The sequence below is a fragment of the Mycobacterium sp. 1482292.6 genome (assembly GCF_001672995.1).
In the GTDB taxonomy this organism is placed as follows: domain Bacteria; phylum Actinomycetota; class Actinomycetes; order Mycobacteriales; family Mycobacteriaceae; genus Mycobacterium; species Mycobacterium europaeum_A.
Map to the genome: position 1 here is coordinate 94,898 of NZ_LZKV01000091.1, position 15,558 is coordinate 110,455.

Genomic DNA, 15,558 nt, shown 5'->3' on the forward strand with positions numbered 1-15,558 from the left:
GTGATGGCCCACGAGCTGGCGCGGATCACCGACGCCACCGCCGGCGATCTCGACGCGCTGCACGCCCGGCTAGCCACGTCCGCCGAACACCAAGGCATCCTCGACATCGCCTACCGTGTCGTCGACAGCCCGGTCGGCGCCCTGCTCATCGCGGCTACCGAGCACGGCCTGGTCCGCGTCGCCTACGCCAGCGAGGGCCACGACACCGTCCTGCAGAGCCTCGCCGACAGAATCAGCCCACGCATCCTGCTCGCGCCGGCCCGTCTCGACACGGCCGCCAGGCAACTCGACGAGTATTTCGCCGCCACGCGCCAAGAATTCAGTGTGCCGCTGGACTGGCGGCTCTCGGCCGGATTCCGCAACACGGTGCTTCGCCATCTGCCCGAGATCGGCTACGGCCACACCGCGAGCTACGCCGCGGTGGCCAGGCTGGCGGGCAACCCCAACGCCGTTCGCGCCGTCGGCAGTGCCTGTGCCACCAACCCGCTACCGGTCGTGGTCCCCTGCCACCGCGTGGTGCGCAGCGACGGCGCGCTGGGCGGCTATCTCGGGGGCGTGGAAGCCAAACGCATCTTGCTCACCCTCGAGGCCGCGGCGTAAGGGCGAAACCGGTTGCTGCATAACGTGATAGCGGCCGAGCCGACCGCTAGGCGGCGCCTGGGGTGAGCGGCGGAAGGTCGACGACCGGCGCCGGCTGCGCCGGCGGCGCCTGGTTCACGCGTTGACCCAGGTGCTGCGGGCAGTAGGCGCTCGCCGCGATCATGGTGAACTGCGCGGCGCCGTCGACCGTGAACCCGGGATTGCTCGACGACACGCTCTTGATGACGTCCACCTGGGGACTGCCCTGGTCCATCAGCTCACACGCCCTTTTGCCCACCCCGACGGCGGCGGCCGGATCCCGATAGGTGATGCCCGCCTGGTTGAGCGCGGCGATGAAGCTCGCATCAGGTCCCGAAGTCCCGACCGGGTCGGCGTAGGCGGGCGCGGCCGCGCCGACCAGGGCGGCGGAGCCCGCAAGCACTACCAGCATTCGCATCGCTTCATCCTCATATAGATCGGCGCCATTGTCCTGCCGAGGCCCTCCGACCCCGCATAACCGCGGTGAAGGTGCAAGTCGAGCGGTCGGGCGGCGGTTGCGCAGCAATCCTGACAGCCGCCTCCGATGTGGTACACAGTGGCTATGTCCGCGCTGCCCTATCAACCTCGTTGAGAGCCCCGGCGTGCACGACGATCGACTTCTGATTCCCGGCCAGACCTGCTGGCGCGTGGCGCGTGCCGACCAGTTCGCCCCCATCATCGACGCGGCCGACTACTTCAAGCACGTCAAGGCGGCCATGTTGCGCGCCCGCCATCGAATCGTGCTGATCGGCTGGGATTTCGACTCGCGGGTGACGTTCGAGCGGGGCGAGAAAACCCTCCCCGGGCCAAATCAGTTGGGCGCGTTCCTTTATTGGATGGTGTGGAAACGCCCCGGCCTGGACATCTATGTACTGAAGTCCAATCTTCGTCTGCTGCCGGCCTTCGATGGGCTGTGGTTCGCCCTCACCCCGGTGTCGCTGCTCAACCAGATCAGCAGCAGGCGACTGCACTTCGCCATCGACGGCGCACACCCGATCGGCTCCGTGCACCATCAGAAGATCGTCGTCATCGACGACGCCGTGGCCTTCTGCGCCGGCATCGATCTCACCCTGGAACGGTGGGACACCCGTGCGCATGAGCACGACAATCGCCATCGGCGCACGGCGGGACGCGGCTATGGGCCGCGGCACGACGTCGGGCTGGCGGTTGACGGCGCGGCGGCGCGGGCGCTGGGCGAGCAGGCGCTGGCGCGCTGGGAGACCGCGACGAAACAATCGCTGAGCCAGGTCGAGGCCAAGCACAGCGCCTGGCCCGCCAAGCTGCGGCCGAGCCTGCACAACGTGGACGTCGGAATCGCCCGCACCGTGCCGGAGCTGCTAGATCGCCCCGAAGTGCGGGAGGTCGAGGCGCTCAACCTGGCGGCGATCGCGGCGGCACGCCACACCATCTATGTCGAGAACCAGTACCTGGCTTCCCGGACCATCGTCGAGGCGCTGGCCGCGCGGCTGGCCGAAGACGACGGTCCCGACGTCGTCATCGTGCTGGCCCGTAGGGGCAACAACCCTCTCGAGCGCGGAACCATGGACAGCGCACGGCACCGCCTCATCCGGCTGCTGTGGGAAGCCGACGAGTATGACCGGTTGGGCATCTACTGGCCGGTGACCGACGGCGACGGACCGATCTACGTGCACTCGAAGGTGTTGGTGGTCGACGATCGGCTGTTGCGTATCGGCTCGTCGAATTTCAACAACCGGTCCATGGGCTTCGACAGCGAGTGCGACGTGGCCATCGAGGCGCGGCCGGATGATCCGCGACACGACGAGCTGCGCCGCGAAATCTCTTCGTTCCGGGACGAATTGGTGGCCGAGCACCTCGGTGTTTCGGTGGGCGAGTTGACAGAGGCGATCGGCGAACACCAGTCGGTTTTCAAGGCGATCGAGGCGCTTCGCGGAGAGGGCAAGACGTTGCGGCCATTCACCGAGCGCACCGTGGCCAACGAGGCGGGTCCGCTGGCCGAGAACGACCTGATGGATCCCGACCACGTTCCGCGGTCGCTGACCCGTAGCGTGCAACGCTTCATCACCGGCCTTCGGGGCTGACGAGTCGGCGATTCGGGGTGTGGGCCGAGGCGAAATCGGCTTAGTGTGGGCAGAAGTGCCAGTGGACTAAGGACGAGCACCGATGAGCATCGACGACGAATCCGTCACCACGCTGGAGGATCTGCGGGGCGATCTGGCGCAGCGGTACAAGCGCACGCCGACCGGCGGAAGTTCGGTCGACAACGCGATTGTCGAGGCGGACATGGCGGCCCTGGACCGCGACGGCTACGTCATCTGGGAGAACCTGATCAGCGCCGAGCAGTGCTCGCAGATCCGCGAGGTGGTGCGGCCGTGGCTCGGGCACACCGGACGCAACTCGTTCGAGGGCCTGCGCACCCAGCGCATCTACAGCGTGCTGAGTAGGACCCGGGTGTGCGATCGACTTGTCGATGATCCCCGGGTGCTGGCGGTGCTCGACCGCTTGCTGATGCCCAACTACCTGCTTTCGGCGTTGCAGGCCATCAACATTCAGCCCGGTGAGGCCGCACAGCTGGCGCACCACGACGACGGCTTCTACCCGATTCCGCGCCCCCGCGCACCGTTGGCCGCCGCGACGATCTGGGCGATCGACGACTTCACCGCCGACAACGGCGCCACGGTCCTCTACCCCGGCAGCCATCGCTGGGGCAAGCGCCGGCCCGCTCCCGGCGATGAGGCTTTACCGGTCGTCATGCCCGCCGGCTCGTGCGTCTTCTTCGTGGGCACGCTGTGGCACGGCGGCGGCGCGAACAACACCGACGGTGAGCGCCTCGCCGTCACCGCGCAGTACTGCCAACCCTGGCTGCGCCCGATGGAGGCCTTCACCTTGTCGGTGTCGCGAGATATCGCGCGAACCGTTTCCGATGACATCCGCCGGATGCTCGGCTACAGCATCCACCCGCCGTTCGTCGGCAACGTCGACGGGCTGCATCCGTTGCGGCTCTTGGAGATTGAGTTCGGGCCGCAGTAACACCGTAGCCGCGCCACCCGATGCCGACCTCTCAATCCGCGCAAACCGCGGTTTGAAGCGCCGCTACCTGGCTATTCTCAGTCCTGTCATGACGCGTCGAGCGGGGCCGCCCGGCGAAGAAGCATCGGATTCAGCGACGGCCGAGCCCCGGAATCGCCTGCACCGCAACCACAGAATCGTGGCCGGTGCCAAGATGCTGGCCGCGTTGATCTCCCTGGTGGTGGTCGCGGTCATCGGCATCGCTTGGCACGCGTATCGCAGCGCGTCGGCGGGCATCACCAAATCCGAGGCGCTGGCCGGTGAACCGGCATCGACCGGAAGTGATCAGAACATTCTGATCATGGGTCTGGACAGCCGGCGCGACCAGCATGGCAGGCCGCTTCCACCCGACATCTATGACGCGCTGCACGCGGGCAACGAGGACTCCGCCGACGGGGATTCCGACGCGCTCATCGTCGTGCACCTGCCCGCCGGCGACGCTGCGGCCACGGCGATCTCAATCCCCCGCGACGACTATGTCGATCTGGCCGGATGCCCCACCTCGGACTGCCGCGGCAAGATCAAGGAGGCCTACAGCTACGCCTACCAACGGGTGATGACCGGCCGCACCTCCGCCGGCTCGCAATCGAGTCCGACCCCGACTCAAGGTCAAGACGCCACCGCGAAGGAACAGGCCGCACGGGAGGCGGGCCGCAAAGCCGAGATCAGCACCGTCAAAAGCCTTTTGCAGATCCCGATCGACCACTTCATCGAAGTCACCTTGGCCGGATTCTTCCAAATCGCCCGGGTGGTGGAACCAATCACGGTGTGCCTCAACGAGGACACGTCGGACCGCTACTATTCCGGCGCGGACTTTCATAAGGGCATGCAACAGATCAGCGCAGGCCAGGCAATGGCCTTCGTTCGACAACGCCGCGACCCCAACGATGCGGCGTTCACCGACCTCGATCGAAGCCGGCGCCAGCAGGCCTTCATCGTCTCGGTTCTCAGCGCGCTGCGTCGCGGCGGGGCGCTGTCGGACCCCAGCCGGCTGCGCGCCCTGTTGGACGTCGCCAAGCAGAACGTCGCCGTGGACGCCGGCTTCGACTTCGACGATTTGGTGCGAAATGCGTTGACATACCCCAATAGGCCGGTGGAGCTGTACACGCTGCCGGTCACCGGCTTCGGTCAACTCTCAGATGGCGCCTATGTGAACTTCATCGACACATCCACCGTCCGATCCATCGCACACAACCTGGTGGGCGCCGATTCGTCTACCGCACCCTCGACCACCAGCCCCACCACGGCGGCGCAACCGGACGGCGACGCGCAGAGCACCGCGGGCAGCGTCGTCCTCGACGTCGTCAATGCCTCGGGACGCCAGGGTGAGGCCGCAACTGTCCAAATGCTCTTGGCGACTGGGAAATTCAGCCAGGGCAAGGTGAGCACGGCCGACTCCACCACCGAGACCAGCACCATCACCTATGGGGTCGGCGCGAAGGTGGCGGCCACCGAGCTCGCCGACCAGTACGACATAACGGCGACCGCATCCGACAGCGTCGCCCTCAACACGGTGCGGCTGACCGTCGGGACCGATTTCTCCCGGTTCGACCAGACCCATCGTTCCACGTCGGAATCGACGACGACGGCAGCGGCACCGGTCACCACCGTGCCCGCTACCGGCGCCGGTACGCAGCAACCCGCCGTTACCAACCTCTCCCGCATGACCGCCGACGGCATTCCCTGCGTGAAATGACAAAGAGCTACGGTTTTTTCCGCGGCGCGGGCGTCGTTTCCATTGGTGCGGCGCCGTAGAGGTGCAGGGCCTGCGCCGCGGCTGTGGCCACCGCGCCCCGGAGGTGCGAGATCGGCGGGCTGCCCCGTAGGTGAATCGAGTTCGAGAGCAGAATGACGTAGGTATTCGACCCTGGGTCCATCCACAGCGTGGTTCCGGTAAATCCGGTGTTGCCGAAGCTGCCGACGGGAAAGACCGTCCCGCGCGGCCTGGAGAAGGCCGTGTCGATGTCCCAGCCAAAACCGAACAGGCTCTGCCCCTCGATCGCCGGATATTTCGGAGTGCGGGCTTGCTGGGCGGCACGGTTGGCCGCTTCTACTTGTTCCGGGCTATGGCCGGGCTGCTGCGGTGTCGTCATCAGCGCGAGAGTCGTTGGCCGCAAGGGGAATTCACTCGGGCGATCCGCCAGCCGATCAAGCAGCGCCTGGGCAAAGACGCCGACGTCGTGGGCCGTCGAGAACAGGCCGGCGTTGCCGGCCACTCCTCCCATGCGGCGCGCCGTCGGGTCATGCACCGTACCCCGAAGCAGCGCAAAGAAATCCGGATTCTTGCCCGGGTCGTCTCGGCTTTCCTCGTCGCGCGCTGTCGGGGCGATGCGCGGCAAAACGTTCGTGTTCCAGGTCCCCGCAGGACATGTCACGGGCGCCGACCCCGCTGCGGCGGGGCCCCACGCTACGGCGGCCCCGCGCACTACATGTGGTCCGCACGCTTTGTCCACCGGAAGATACCGAGTGTCTTGCAGCCCAAGCGGCGCAAATACATTGCGCTCGACGTAGGTGTCCTCGGCCTCGCCGGTCGTCTTTTCCAGCAGCGCGCCCAGCAGGATGTAGTTGATGTCGGAATAGCGGAAAAGCTCCCCCGGGCCCGACTGCAGTGGCGTGGTGAGCGCGCGATGAATGCCTTCGGCTTTGTCGGGTCCGCCCAGTCCCCAAGGGTCTGCGAGGTTGACGTCGATCCCCTCGCCGGAGGTGTTGGTCAGCAGCATGCGGACCGTGACCTTCGCCCGCTGCGGGTCGTTCGCCGCGTTGAAGTCGGGCAGATACTTCTGCACCGGATCGTCGAACGCAACCTTGCCCTGTTCGTAGAGCTGCATGATGGCGACCGCCGTGGCGAGACACTTCGTCAGTGACGCCATGTCGAAGATGGTGTCCTCGGTCATCGGCTCGGCCGGTGCGGGCGACCCGTCCAGGCCCGGCTCGCCCGCGAGCTTGCGCGACCCGTAGGCCTGGTGGAAGACGACCTTGCTGTCGTGCCCAACCATCACCACGCCGCCCGGGAGCCCGCCTGCCGCGATCGCGTCATTCATCAGCTTGGAGATGGTCTCGAATTCGGGGGCGGGAGCCGCAGTCGGCGCCGCCGCGGGCGCCTGCGTTTGTGCGGGTGTCTGCACGGGCTGCGGTGGGCGCTCGGTGACCGGTGTGTGTGCCGTGAACGCCCACGGCGAAGCCGCGATGAGGGCGAGCAACACAATCGCGACGACAACCGTCTTGCGCAGCGAGGGTGGCCAGAACTTCCCCCTGCCACTGACTACCGGCATATCGCAAGGGTAAGGCGGGGGCTTGGCTGTCTGCAGTAGCGTTGGCGCCGGACCCGTCTCGCGACGCCCGGTTGCGACGGTCTTGTTCGCGATGGAGCAAGCGGTGAGGACCCATCCCCGTTGATTGCCGGCAGGCGGTGGGGTGCCGTGCTGGCCGGCGCGTTGGCGGTCGGGGTCACCGCGACGCAGTGCACCGCCGCGCCGCCACCCCCGGTGGCCGGGCCGTCACCTCCCGCATCCACGACGTCGAGGCCGCCGCCGGCGCCTGGCAATCCCGACGTTCGCCCGGTCACCGCCGGGGAGCTCGGAGCGAGCTGGCGCCCTGGCTGCCCGGTGAGCCCGGCGCAGTTGCGGCGCGTCGGCGTCGACCACATTGGCTTCGACGGCCAGACCCACCGCGGTGAACTGATCGTGCACGAGGACCTGGTGCCCGACGTCATCGCGATCTTCGAGCGGCTGCACCGACTGGGCTTCCCCATCGAGAAGATCCGCACCGCGGACCGCTATCCGGCCGCCGACGACGAGCAATCGATGGAGGACGACAACACGTCGGCGTTCAACTGCCGCGGCATCCCGGGAAGCGAACACTGGTCACCGCACGCCTACGGTCGGGCCATCGACCTGAACCCGCGCCTGAACCCCTGCGTCTACGCCGACGGCACTTTTCAGCCGCACAACGCAGCGGGCTATCTGGATCGCGGCCGCGGTGACCCGGGGCTCTTACACGACGGCGACCCGGCCGTCCGCGTCTTCACGGACGGCGGGTGGCGGTGGGGCGGCCACTGGACGGAGCCCATCGACTACCAGCACTTCGAGCGGCCCTGAGCCAGGCTTGCGGTAAGAATGGATGCATATGTCGCGATCATTCGACGTCTCGACCGAGTCGTCCGCCACTGTAAAGCAGATCCATTCCGCCTTCGGCCGCGAGGACTATTGGCTGGCCCGGATAGCGGCCGCTGACGGCGTGCTCGTCACATTGGATTCTCTGCTGGTCGACGACGACGGCACGGTGACGGTCCGCACGACCCAGCACCTGGGCCGCCAGCTCCTCCCTGGACTGATCGCCAAGTTCGTCACCGGTGACGTGAAGATCGTGCAGGCGGAGACGTGGCGACCGGACGGTGACGGGCAGGTGCGCGGACACGTCAACGTCTCGGCGTCCGGCGGTTTGGGGTCGGGCCGCGCGGAAGTCTGGCTGGCGCCGACGGACGACGGGGGCTCGCAAATGCGGTCAGCCTTGCGGGTCGAGGTCAAGATCCCTTTGGTGGGCGGCAAGCTGGAGAAGTCCATCGGGTCTGACCTGGCCAAGGGCATCCCCGAGATGCTGCGCTTCACCACCACGTGGATCATCCAGAACGCCTGAGGCGTGGATCGTCGATCGCGGCCTTCGGGCCGGATGCTCCACGTTGATTTAGCCGGCAGCCGCTAGGGGTCGCGGATGGTCATCGCCAGTCCTGTCTACTGCGTCCGCGCGTCGGCGCCGAAGACTTCGCGGTGCAATTCGATCAGAGCGTGGAGTTGCTCGAGGTAGTGCCGCAACGAATGGTGGACGAAGCGGGCCGACAGGGTCGTGGTGCCGCCGTCGGCCAATTCCCGCAGCGTTTCCTGGGTCGCTTCGGGCCTCCCGGCCGGGTCGAGGGGCTGCTCAGCTGGCATCACCACCTCGAAATCCGGTGGCAGGTCAAACCGCCGAAGCCAGTCCGCCGCGGTGCGGATCGACACGTAGTACGGGCACCAGCCGTCCGCGAGGGTGACCGCGCGCCGTAGCGAACGGCGCGTGCGCCCGCCGACCCAGATCGGCATGTGCGCCTGTACCGCACAGGGATCCACCGTCAGCCCGTCGAACGAGTAGAACTCGCCGTGATACGCCGGCTCGTTGCTCGTCAGAGCCGCCCGCAGCGCCTTCAGGGCGTCGTCGCCGCGGGCGCCGCGATCATCGAAAGGCACACCGAGCAGGTCGAACTCCTCCTTGAGCGAGCCGACGCCGACTCCGAGGATCACCCGCCCGCCGCTCACGTGATCTAGTGTGCCGTAACGCTTTACGATCGCCAGCGGATGATGGTATCCGAGCACCAAGGTCATGGTGGCCAAGCGAATCCGCGTGGTGCGCCCCGACACGTAGCCGAACGTGGCCAGTGGATCCCAGTAACGCGCTCCGCGCCGCCCGGATTCGGTCGATGGGATACCGATGTGCTCGCTGCAGGTCATGTGGTGGTAGCCGAGGCGGTCGGCGACCTCGGCGGCCCGGCTGATGTCCTCGATGCCCGCGTCTTTTTCCCACTCCAGCGGTGCCCCAGCGACATTGGTGACGACCGGGGTGGCGATGCCGACTTTCACTGCAGGGGCTCTTCGCCCGCGAGGATGGTTCGGTGCATCAGTCGCCCGCTGTCCGCCGGATACGGCAAGACCCGGTGCATGGTTCCGGTGTTGTCCCAGATGAGCAGGTCGCCCGGCTGCCACTGATGCTGGTAGACGTATTGGGGCTGGGTGGCCCAATCACGAAGCCGGGCAAGCAGAGCGCGGCTTTCCTCTAGCGGCAAACCGATGACGTAGTCGGACGTCGCGCCCAACAGCAGCGACTTGCGCCCGGATTGGTGGGTCCACACGATGGGGCAGGCCTTGGTGGGCGACTTCTGCCAGAACGCCACCTCGTCGTAGCTCATCTCCGGGGTGACGTAATACTGTGACCGCTCCGCGCTGTGCACCACCCGCAGCTTCGCTATCGCCTCCTTGTCGGCGTCCGGAAGGTCTTCGTAGGCCGCGTAAGTGTTGCAGAATTCGGTCTGCCCACCGGTGTCGGAGAGCTGCACCGCACGCAGCAGCGTGGCCAGATTCGGTAGCGGCTGCAAGGAACCGTCGAAGTGCCAGAACATCGAGCCTTTGAGATATTTGGCGCGCTGGTTGACCTTTTCGTCGAGGGAGATCTTGTTGATGCCACCCTGGCCTTCGTTGGCGACCAACGTGCCGAGGGTCTTGGCGATGGCGACTTGCTGCTCGTCGCCGATGTCCAATCCGCGGAAGAACACCACACCGCGCCGTTCGAGTACCTCGCGAATGGTCGAAGCCTCGCGCCCACTCAGCAGCGTGTCGAGATCGGTCCTGATCTCGCTGCCGATTCTCGGGGTGAGGTCGACAATCTCCAGCTGTGCGGAGGTGAGTCCCATGGTCTTCAGCCGACTCTCGTGAGGATGGTGTTGGCCGAATGCTTGACCCGCGGCTGCTTCCACAGCTCGACCGCCAGTGAGACGGTGATCAGCGAGTAGAGCAGGTTGCGCAGGTTGGCGACGTCGTCGGGCAGCGGCTCGGAGTAGTCGAACTTGTCGATGTAGGCGACGGCCTCCTCGGCGTGCGGAAACACCTCGTCGTAGAAGGCCCGGATTTGCTCCATCGAGCTGTTGACGCGTTTGACGTAGCGCTCGTGGCCGTCCTCGATCGCCCACTCGGGCACCAGGTGCTCGAGTTGCGAAAACTCCGGCGGCAGTGCGGTGTTCATTGCTGACCCGATTCGCCGGCCGCGACATAGTCGCCGACCATCTTGTGCAGGTGGCGCAGCAGGATCTCCTCGTCATTCATCGTGAAGTGGGTCAGCACACCGCTGTTGAGCATCGCCTGCAGGCCCTCCGACGGACTGGCGTCTTCGAGGATGATGTCGTTGAGGAAGGTGACGGTGAGCTCCTGGCCGAGCCGTTCCCTGTGCGTCTTGGGCGGCTGATAGAACATCTCGACTTCGAACACGTGCGAGTGCGGTCCGGTGGGCCAGTGGGCGTGGGTGGTGAACCCCGATGCGCCGAAGATGAGGACGAAGTTGGGGAAGAACTGGAACGAGTCGAACCCGTACTTCTCGGACCGTGTGGGATTGATCCCTGGAGGCATCGGTCCCCGGTCGAGCTTTTTGTTCCAGGGCCCCGCCGCGCTGGCTTCCATGACGCATTCAATCGGCTTGGAATATGGCGTCTTTCGCGATGGCTCACCGGCGAAAGAGAACATCCGATGCGGGCCGCTCAGTTGGTAGGCCAGGGCATCGGTGAACGGGTTCGGCTGGTCGAAGGCGTCCCTGGCCTCCGCGGTGAGAGCGCCGAACGACGACGCGTGCAGGTACGGTCCGTGGTAACTCTCGGCGAAGCTGTCGACGAAAATCTTCCAATTGCACTGCAATTCGGCCGAAAACTTATAGACCTGGTGCGGGCCGTCAAATGGATAGCCCTCGAGGCCGTGGGCCAGTTCGCCGAGGAAGGAACGCAGCGGCTCGGTGTTGTCCGGGTTGAGGTTGATGAAGATGAAGCCTTCCCACACCTCACACTGCACCGCCGGCACCCGGCAGCTGTCGGCGTCGAAGTCCAGCAGCAGGTCCTTGCGGGTGGCCGAGTGCAGCGAGCCGTCCAGCTTGTAGCGCCAGCCATGGAAGCGGCAGTACAGCAGCGGAGCGCGGCCGGAGACTTCTTGGAAGGGGTCGTCTTCCCACAACATCTTGTTGCCCCGGTGCGGGCAGATGTTGTGGAAGGCGCGGATCACCCGGTCCTTGCCGCGCACGATGATGATCGATGTGTTCAGGAATTTGAACTCGCGGGTGAAGTAGCTGCCCGTGCGCGGGACGCGTTCGACCCGTCCGACGTAGAGCCAGGTCTTCTTGAAGACGTGTTCGCGTTCCTTCTCGTAGAACTCTTCGGACACGCAGTCTTCGAGCGACACCGGGCCGCGGCCGAGTTCGGGATATGCGTCGGTCCAGTGCCCGGTCGGGGGCTTGGCGACGGCGATGGGCTGATTCATCCCCGTTCCTCCTACGTGGTGCGGCCGACGGTAGCAGTCGCGCGAGGCACCAATAAGGTGTACCGACGCAACACCCTGTTGCATACTTGGAACACCGATGGAACAGAATCTGCCCTTTGACCTCGATGCCCTGCTGGTATTCGGCAAGGTGGTGGACTGCCGCAGCATCTCGAAGGCGGCGACATCGCTCGGAATGCCCAAATCCACGGTGAGCCGCAAGCTGACCAAGCTGGAATCCGACCTGGGCATCAAGCTGCTGCGCAAGAACACTCATCAATTCACGGTCACCGACCTCGGCGAGCGGATCCACGACCACGCGATGAACATCTTGGCCGAGGCCAATGGCGTGCGGGCACTGGTGGAGGCCAGCAAGCAGGAACCGCACGGGGAGCTGCGGGTCGCGATACCGGTGAGCCTCGGCATCGACTACGCGTCCCGGGTCGGCGCCACCTTCCTGCAGCGGTACCCCCACTCCCGGTTGGATATTCGGTTGGTCGACGCGATGGTCGACCCGATCAAAGACGGTTTCGACGTCGTGTTCGGTCCGGGACCGCTGCAGGATTCGACGCTGATCGCACGAAAAGTGTTTGACCTGAATCTGTTCCTCTGCGCCTCGACGGGATTCGTGCAGACGCTGCCGGAGCCGGTCACCGATCCGTTGCAGTTGAACGCGCTGCCGTTCATCGACTTCGGCTTCTGCGGGCCCCAGAAGCTGGCGCTGACAAAGTTCGACCGACGATTCGAGCTGTCTCCCCGGGTGCGGGCCCGAGCCAACAACTTTCAGGTGTGCAAGGAGTACATTCTGCAGGGCCTCGGCATCGGCGCGATGCCCACCCAGATCATCTGCGCGGAAGAATTGAGACAGGGCACCATCGTGCCGGTCCTTCCCGAATGGGCGGTCGAACCCCTCGCCGTGCACATGATCTACCCCTTCGAGCTGTCCTTCTCCACCCTGATCAGCGCCTTCTACGACACGGCCTGTCAGATCATCGTCGAGAACATCGCCAGAGCCGAGACCTAACGCTCGTCGACAATGAGACAATCGCCTGATGTCCAGCGAATCCGAAAAGCGACCGCCGGCCGCGCCCACACCGCCACGGGTGCAGGTCACGCCCGAGGACGTGGAACGGTACGCCGACGAGGACCAGGCGCGCGAGGCGCTGGACGAGCGCCGGCTCCGCGACGAGCAGCCGCCGCATCACCACTAGCCCTAAAAAGGCGCAGACTGGTAGCTATGAGTCTGGCAGAAAAGCTGCTCCCGCAGGTGCTGCGGGTGCACGACACGGTGTATCAGAAGACGAACGGCTGGATCGGTCACCGCACGCTGTGGATACCGAGCCTGCTGCTGCATACCGTCGGCGCGAAGACCGGTAAGCAACGCACGACGTCGCTGACCTACGCCCGCGACGGTGACAACTACCTGGTGGTCGCCTCCAAGGGAGGCGCGCCCGAGTCTCCGGGCTGGTACCACAACCTGAAGGCGCATCCCGACGTCGAGATCAACGTCGGCCCAAGGCGTTTCGCTGTCACCGCACGACCGGTGCTGCCCGACGATCCGGACTATTCGCGGCTATGGCAGATCGTCAACAAGAACAATCAGAACCGGTACAACGAATACCAGAAGCGGACGTCGCGACCCATCCCCGTCGTCGTCCTGGCCCCGAAAGGCTAAAGGCCGCAGGCCGCGCAGCTCAGGTCGCGCCCCTAACCGAGAGCGAAGACCCGTACCTCCGCCGATTTCCCCTTCAAAGCGTGCGGTCCCCGATCGAGGAGTCCGGGCGGTCGAGAGGCCAGTGCGTCAACGCACGAACCGGTGATAAGGATGGCGTCACCCGTCGTCTTGGTGAGTTGCTCGACGCGCGCGGCGACGTTGACCGCGTCACCGATCAAGGTGAACTCGAGCTTGCCTGCGCCTCCTATGCTGCCGGCGATCACCTTGCCGGTGTTGACGCCGATTCCGATGCGAAGTTCACCGCCGAATCGCTGCGTCACCAGACGATGGATAAGTGCGGCCGCTCCCACCGCCGCGTCAGCATGGTGTGCGAGGTCGTTGGGCGCCCCGAATACGGCCAAGGCCCCGTCGCCGAGGAATTTGTTGACGTGACCACCGGCCTCGACGACGGCGGGCACCACGATTTCGAACAGCGCGTTGAGCCGGGCGACCGTGTCCTCGGCGGAGTTCGCCTCCGCGAACGGGGTGAAGTCGCGAATGTCGACGAACATCACGGTCACCTCGCGGCGCTCACCGGTGAACACGTCGTCGCCCTGCTGAAGCAACCGCGCGGCCAAAGCGGGATCGACGTAGGTGCCGAACGCGCCCTGAAGTCGTTGGCGCTCAGCCAAACCCGCCTGCATGCGGTTGAACGACGCGGCCAGTGCACCCAGGTCGTCGTCCTGAACGACCGGCAAGCGTCGGCCATAGTCGCCCGCGGCGACGCGTTCGGCGCCTTTGGCGAGGTCGCGGACGGGTTGCAGCGAGAGCGAGAACCCGATGCCGACGGTGATCGGCACCGCGAAGACGAGCGTCAAGGCGCAGCCGACCAGGACGGACAGGATCGGGGCATCGCTGACCGGGTGCAGCACCGTCGCAAGCATGGCGCCACCGACGGTGTACGCGAAGGCGGCCGCGAGCATGGACACGTTCGATCGCGTGGCAAACGTGGGGCGCGAGCGCGGCAACGAATCGCCGATGCCCGTGTCACCGGCGAGGGCGATCCTGACGGGCCGCTGCATCGCCTCCGCGATGCTGTGAAAAGCGATCAGCTGCACCGCTATTCCGATGACGGCGCCGCGGATCCCGTATTGCAGCAATCGTGGCCCCGTCGCACCGGCGATCGCGCCGACGACGACCGACAAGGCGGCGGCCCATATGCCGGTACCCCACACCGTTCGGACGGTCGAGCTGCGCACATACCGGTACGTGGCCTCGAGGGCGGTCACTCCGTCGGCGCCGTCGCCCCTGGCCCACTGTTTCACCAGGCGCGCCCATCCGTGGTCCGGGAAAACCATGATGCCTACGAGCACCACCACGGCGACAACGGTGACGGCGGTCGCACCGAGGTAGCGGCCGGACTTTTCGGAGACGACGATCGGAAGCGACACGAACACCGTGTAGACGGGCAGCGACACGAGAAACCCCGCAGCGCACAGGGCCCACCAGTAATACCTCGGTCCGCAACGATCCCATGTCCACTGCCAGATACGGTCCATGCCGGGAGGTTAAAGCGTCCCCGGGGGCGATGCGCGGGAAAAGGCCCACATCGGCCCGGCTGCGGCGCTGAGGCACGATGTCTCCCATGGTTGCCGTGTACCGCGCGCCGATGCGATCCCGCAACGATGCCGTCGACCCACAGGCCGCGATCGATCGCGCCCGCCGGCTCGGGGTGTGCGGGTTTGGGCAATTCGTGAACCGGCCGGGCGAACAGGAGCGGCTTGTCCATCGGGTCGACCGATTCGTTGACGTCGACGAAGGCTCGTTTGTGTGGACCCGCGACACCCACGGGTGGTTCTGGTTGGGTCGCATCTGCGGGCCTTACTGCTACGACGCCGACCCAAGCGCCGCAGCGGTGGACTTGGTGCACATACGACCCTGCGAGTGGCTGTCCGTCCCGATGCTGGAGCAAGACGTGCCGGTCGCCGTCGTCGCGACATTTCGTCGAGGCGGACGGAACTTCCAGGAGATCCATCACGCCTCGGTCGGTGTTGAGACACAAGCCATTTGGGATGCGCGGACGAATAAGCCGGCCGGAACCTAGAGCACCGCGGCGCTGCCCAACGCGCTTGACGTCGGCGAGTGCGGAAACGCGGCGACAACCGACGGTGAACCGGGGCAGCGCACATTCAGACGTGCACG

At 65.9% G+C, this 15,558-nt stretch carries 17 protein-coding genes; 10 read left to right on the forward strand and 7 right to left on the reverse strand.

All coding sequences use genetic code 11. The features are described 5' to 3' along the window. Positions 1–3 precede the first annotated feature (3 nt). Positions 4–600 (forward strand): methylated-DNA--[protein]-cysteine S-methyltransferase, encoded by a 597-nt coding sequence (locus tag A5624_RS09285; protein WP_066865237.1) that lies wholly within the window; start codon positions 4–6, stop codon positions 598–600. Between the two features lie 46 nt (positions 601–646). Here the strand turns inward: A5624_RS09285 and A5624_RS09290 are convergent, their stop codons facing one another. After that, positions 647–1,036: a DUF732 domain-containing protein gene (locus A5624_RS09290; RefSeq protein ID WP_066864956.1), complete on the reverse strand. Its 390-nt coding sequence runs from the start codon at positions 1,034–1,036 to the stop codon at positions 647–649. A gap of 184 nt (positions 1,037–1,220) precedes the next feature. Here A5624_RS09290 and A5624_RS09295 point away from each other — a divergent pair, with 184 nt between their 5' ends. The 3 genes from A5624_RS09295 to A5624_RS09305 all read left to right on the forward strand — a co-directional run bounded on the left by A5624_RS09295 (position 1,221) and on the right by A5624_RS09305 (position 5,362). Next, the gene (locus A5624_RS09295; protein WP_066864959.1) at positions 1,221–2,678 is read left to right on the forward strand and encodes a phospholipase D-like domain-containing protein; all 1,458 of its coding nucleotides are present in this window, start codon (positions 1,221–1,223) and stop codon (positions 2,676–2,678) included. An 82-nt stretch (positions 2,679–2,760) separates the two neighbouring features. Further along, the gene (locus tag A5624_RS09300) at positions 2,761–3,627 is read left to right on the forward strand and encodes a phytanoyl-CoA dioxygenase family protein (protein ID WP_066864964.1); all 867 of its coding nucleotides are present in this window, start codon (positions 2,761–2,763) and stop codon (positions 3,625–3,627) included. A 193-nt stretch (positions 3,628–3,820) separates the two neighbouring features. Next, positions 3,821–5,362 (forward strand): LCP family protein, encoded by a 1,542-nt coding sequence (locus A5624_RS09305; protein ID WP_066865240.1) that lies wholly within the window; start codon positions 3,821–3,823, stop codon positions 5,360–5,362. A 7-nt stretch (positions 5,363–5,369) separates the two neighbouring features. Here A5624_RS09305 and A5624_RS09310 read toward each other — a convergent pair whose 3' ends face one another. Beyond that, positions 5,370–6,866, reverse strand: a complete 1,497-nt coding sequence (locus A5624_RS09310; RefSeq protein ID WP_369827462.1) for a serine hydrolase domain-containing protein — start codon at positions 6,864–6,866, stop codon at positions 5,370–5,372. Between the two features lie 192 nt (positions 6,867–7,058). Between A5624_RS09310 and A5624_RS09315 the strand changes: the two genes are divergently transcribed. Both A5624_RS09315 and A5624_RS09320 read left to right on the forward strand, forming a co-directional pair. Continuing rightward, the gene (locus tag A5624_RS09315; protein ID WP_066864970.1) at positions 7,059–7,763 is read left to right on the forward strand and encodes a M15 family metallopeptidase; all 705 of its coding nucleotides are present in this window, start codon (positions 7,059–7,061) and stop codon (positions 7,761–7,763) included. A 28-nt stretch (positions 7,764–7,791) separates the two neighbouring features. After that, positions 7,792–8,301: a DUF2505 domain-containing protein gene (locus A5624_RS09320; RefSeq protein WP_066864973.1), complete on the forward strand. Its 510-nt coding sequence runs from the start codon at positions 7,792–7,794 to the stop codon at positions 8,299–8,301. A 95-nt stretch (positions 8,302–8,396) separates the two neighbouring features. Here the strand turns inward: A5624_RS09320 and A5624_RS09325 are convergent, their stop codons facing one another. The 4 genes from A5624_RS09325 to A5624_RS09340 are packed head-to-tail and all read right to left on the reverse strand — an operon-like array spanning position 8,397 to position 11,705. Next, a complete protein-coding gene (locus A5624_RS09325) occupies positions 8,397–9,275 on the reverse strand; it encodes a TIGR03619 family F420-dependent LLM class oxidoreductase (protein WP_066864976.1) in 879 nt (292 codons plus the stop codon). Next, positions 9,272–10,102, reverse strand: coding sequence for a TauD/TfdA family dioxygenase (locus A5624_RS09330; RefSeq protein ID WP_066864979.1), 831 nt, complete (start codon positions 10,100–10,102; stop codon positions 9,272–9,274). Before A5624_RS09330 ends, A5624_RS09325 begins: the two co-directional genes overlap by 4 nt. Before the next feature lie 5 nt (positions 10,103–10,107). Further along, the gene (locus tag A5624_RS09335; protein ID WP_066864982.1) at positions 10,108–10,431 is read right to left on the reverse strand and encodes a hypothetical protein; all 324 of its coding nucleotides are present in this window, start codon (positions 10,429–10,431) and stop codon (positions 10,108–10,110) included. Next, on the reverse strand, positions 10,428–11,705 hold the full coding sequence (locus A5624_RS09340) for an SRPBCC family protein (protein ID WP_066864985.1): 1,278 nt from the start codon (positions 11,703–11,705) through the stop codon (positions 10,428–10,430). Before A5624_RS09340 ends, A5624_RS09335 begins: the two co-directional genes overlap by 4 nt. Positions 11,706–11,802: 97 nt before the next feature. On the opposite strand from A5624_RS09340, the gene A5624_RS09345 reads away from it, so the two are divergent. From A5624_RS09345 to A5624_RS09350, 3 genes are read left to right on the forward strand one after another with little or no spacing between them, the layout of a single operon-like run. Further along, positions 11,803–12,726: a LysR family transcriptional regulator gene (locus tag A5624_RS09345; protein WP_066864989.1), complete on the forward strand. Its 924-nt coding sequence runs from the start codon at positions 11,803–11,805 to the stop codon at positions 12,724–12,726. Positions 12,727–12,754: 28 nt separating this feature from the next. Next, positions 12,755–12,913, forward strand: a complete 159-nt coding sequence (locus tag A5624_RS28535) for a hypothetical protein (protein WP_165827775.1) — start codon at positions 12,755–12,757, stop codon at positions 12,911–12,913. A gap of 26 nt (positions 12,914–12,939) precedes the next feature. After that, positions 12,940–13,377, forward strand: coding sequence for a nitroreductase family deazaflavin-dependent oxidoreductase (locus A5624_RS09350; protein WP_066864994.1), 438 nt, complete (start codon positions 12,940–12,942; stop codon positions 13,375–13,377). A 32-nt stretch (positions 13,378–13,409) separates the two neighbouring features. On the opposite strand, the gene A5624_RS09355 is transcribed toward A5624_RS09350, so the two are convergent. After that, a complete protein-coding gene (locus A5624_RS09355) occupies positions 13,410–14,915 on the reverse strand; it encodes an adenylate/guanylate cyclase domain-containing protein (RefSeq protein ID WP_066864997.1) in 1,506 nt (501 codons plus the stop codon). 86 nt (positions 14,916–15,001) lie between these two features. Between A5624_RS09355 and A5624_RS09360 the strand changes: the two genes are divergently transcribed. Further along, the gene (locus A5624_RS09360) at positions 15,002–15,460 is read left to right on the forward strand and encodes a hypothetical protein (RefSeq protein WP_066865000.1); all 459 of its coding nucleotides are present in this window, start codon (positions 15,002–15,004) and stop codon (positions 15,458–15,460) included. The last annotated feature ends 98 nt before the right edge of the window (positions 15,461–15,558 follow it).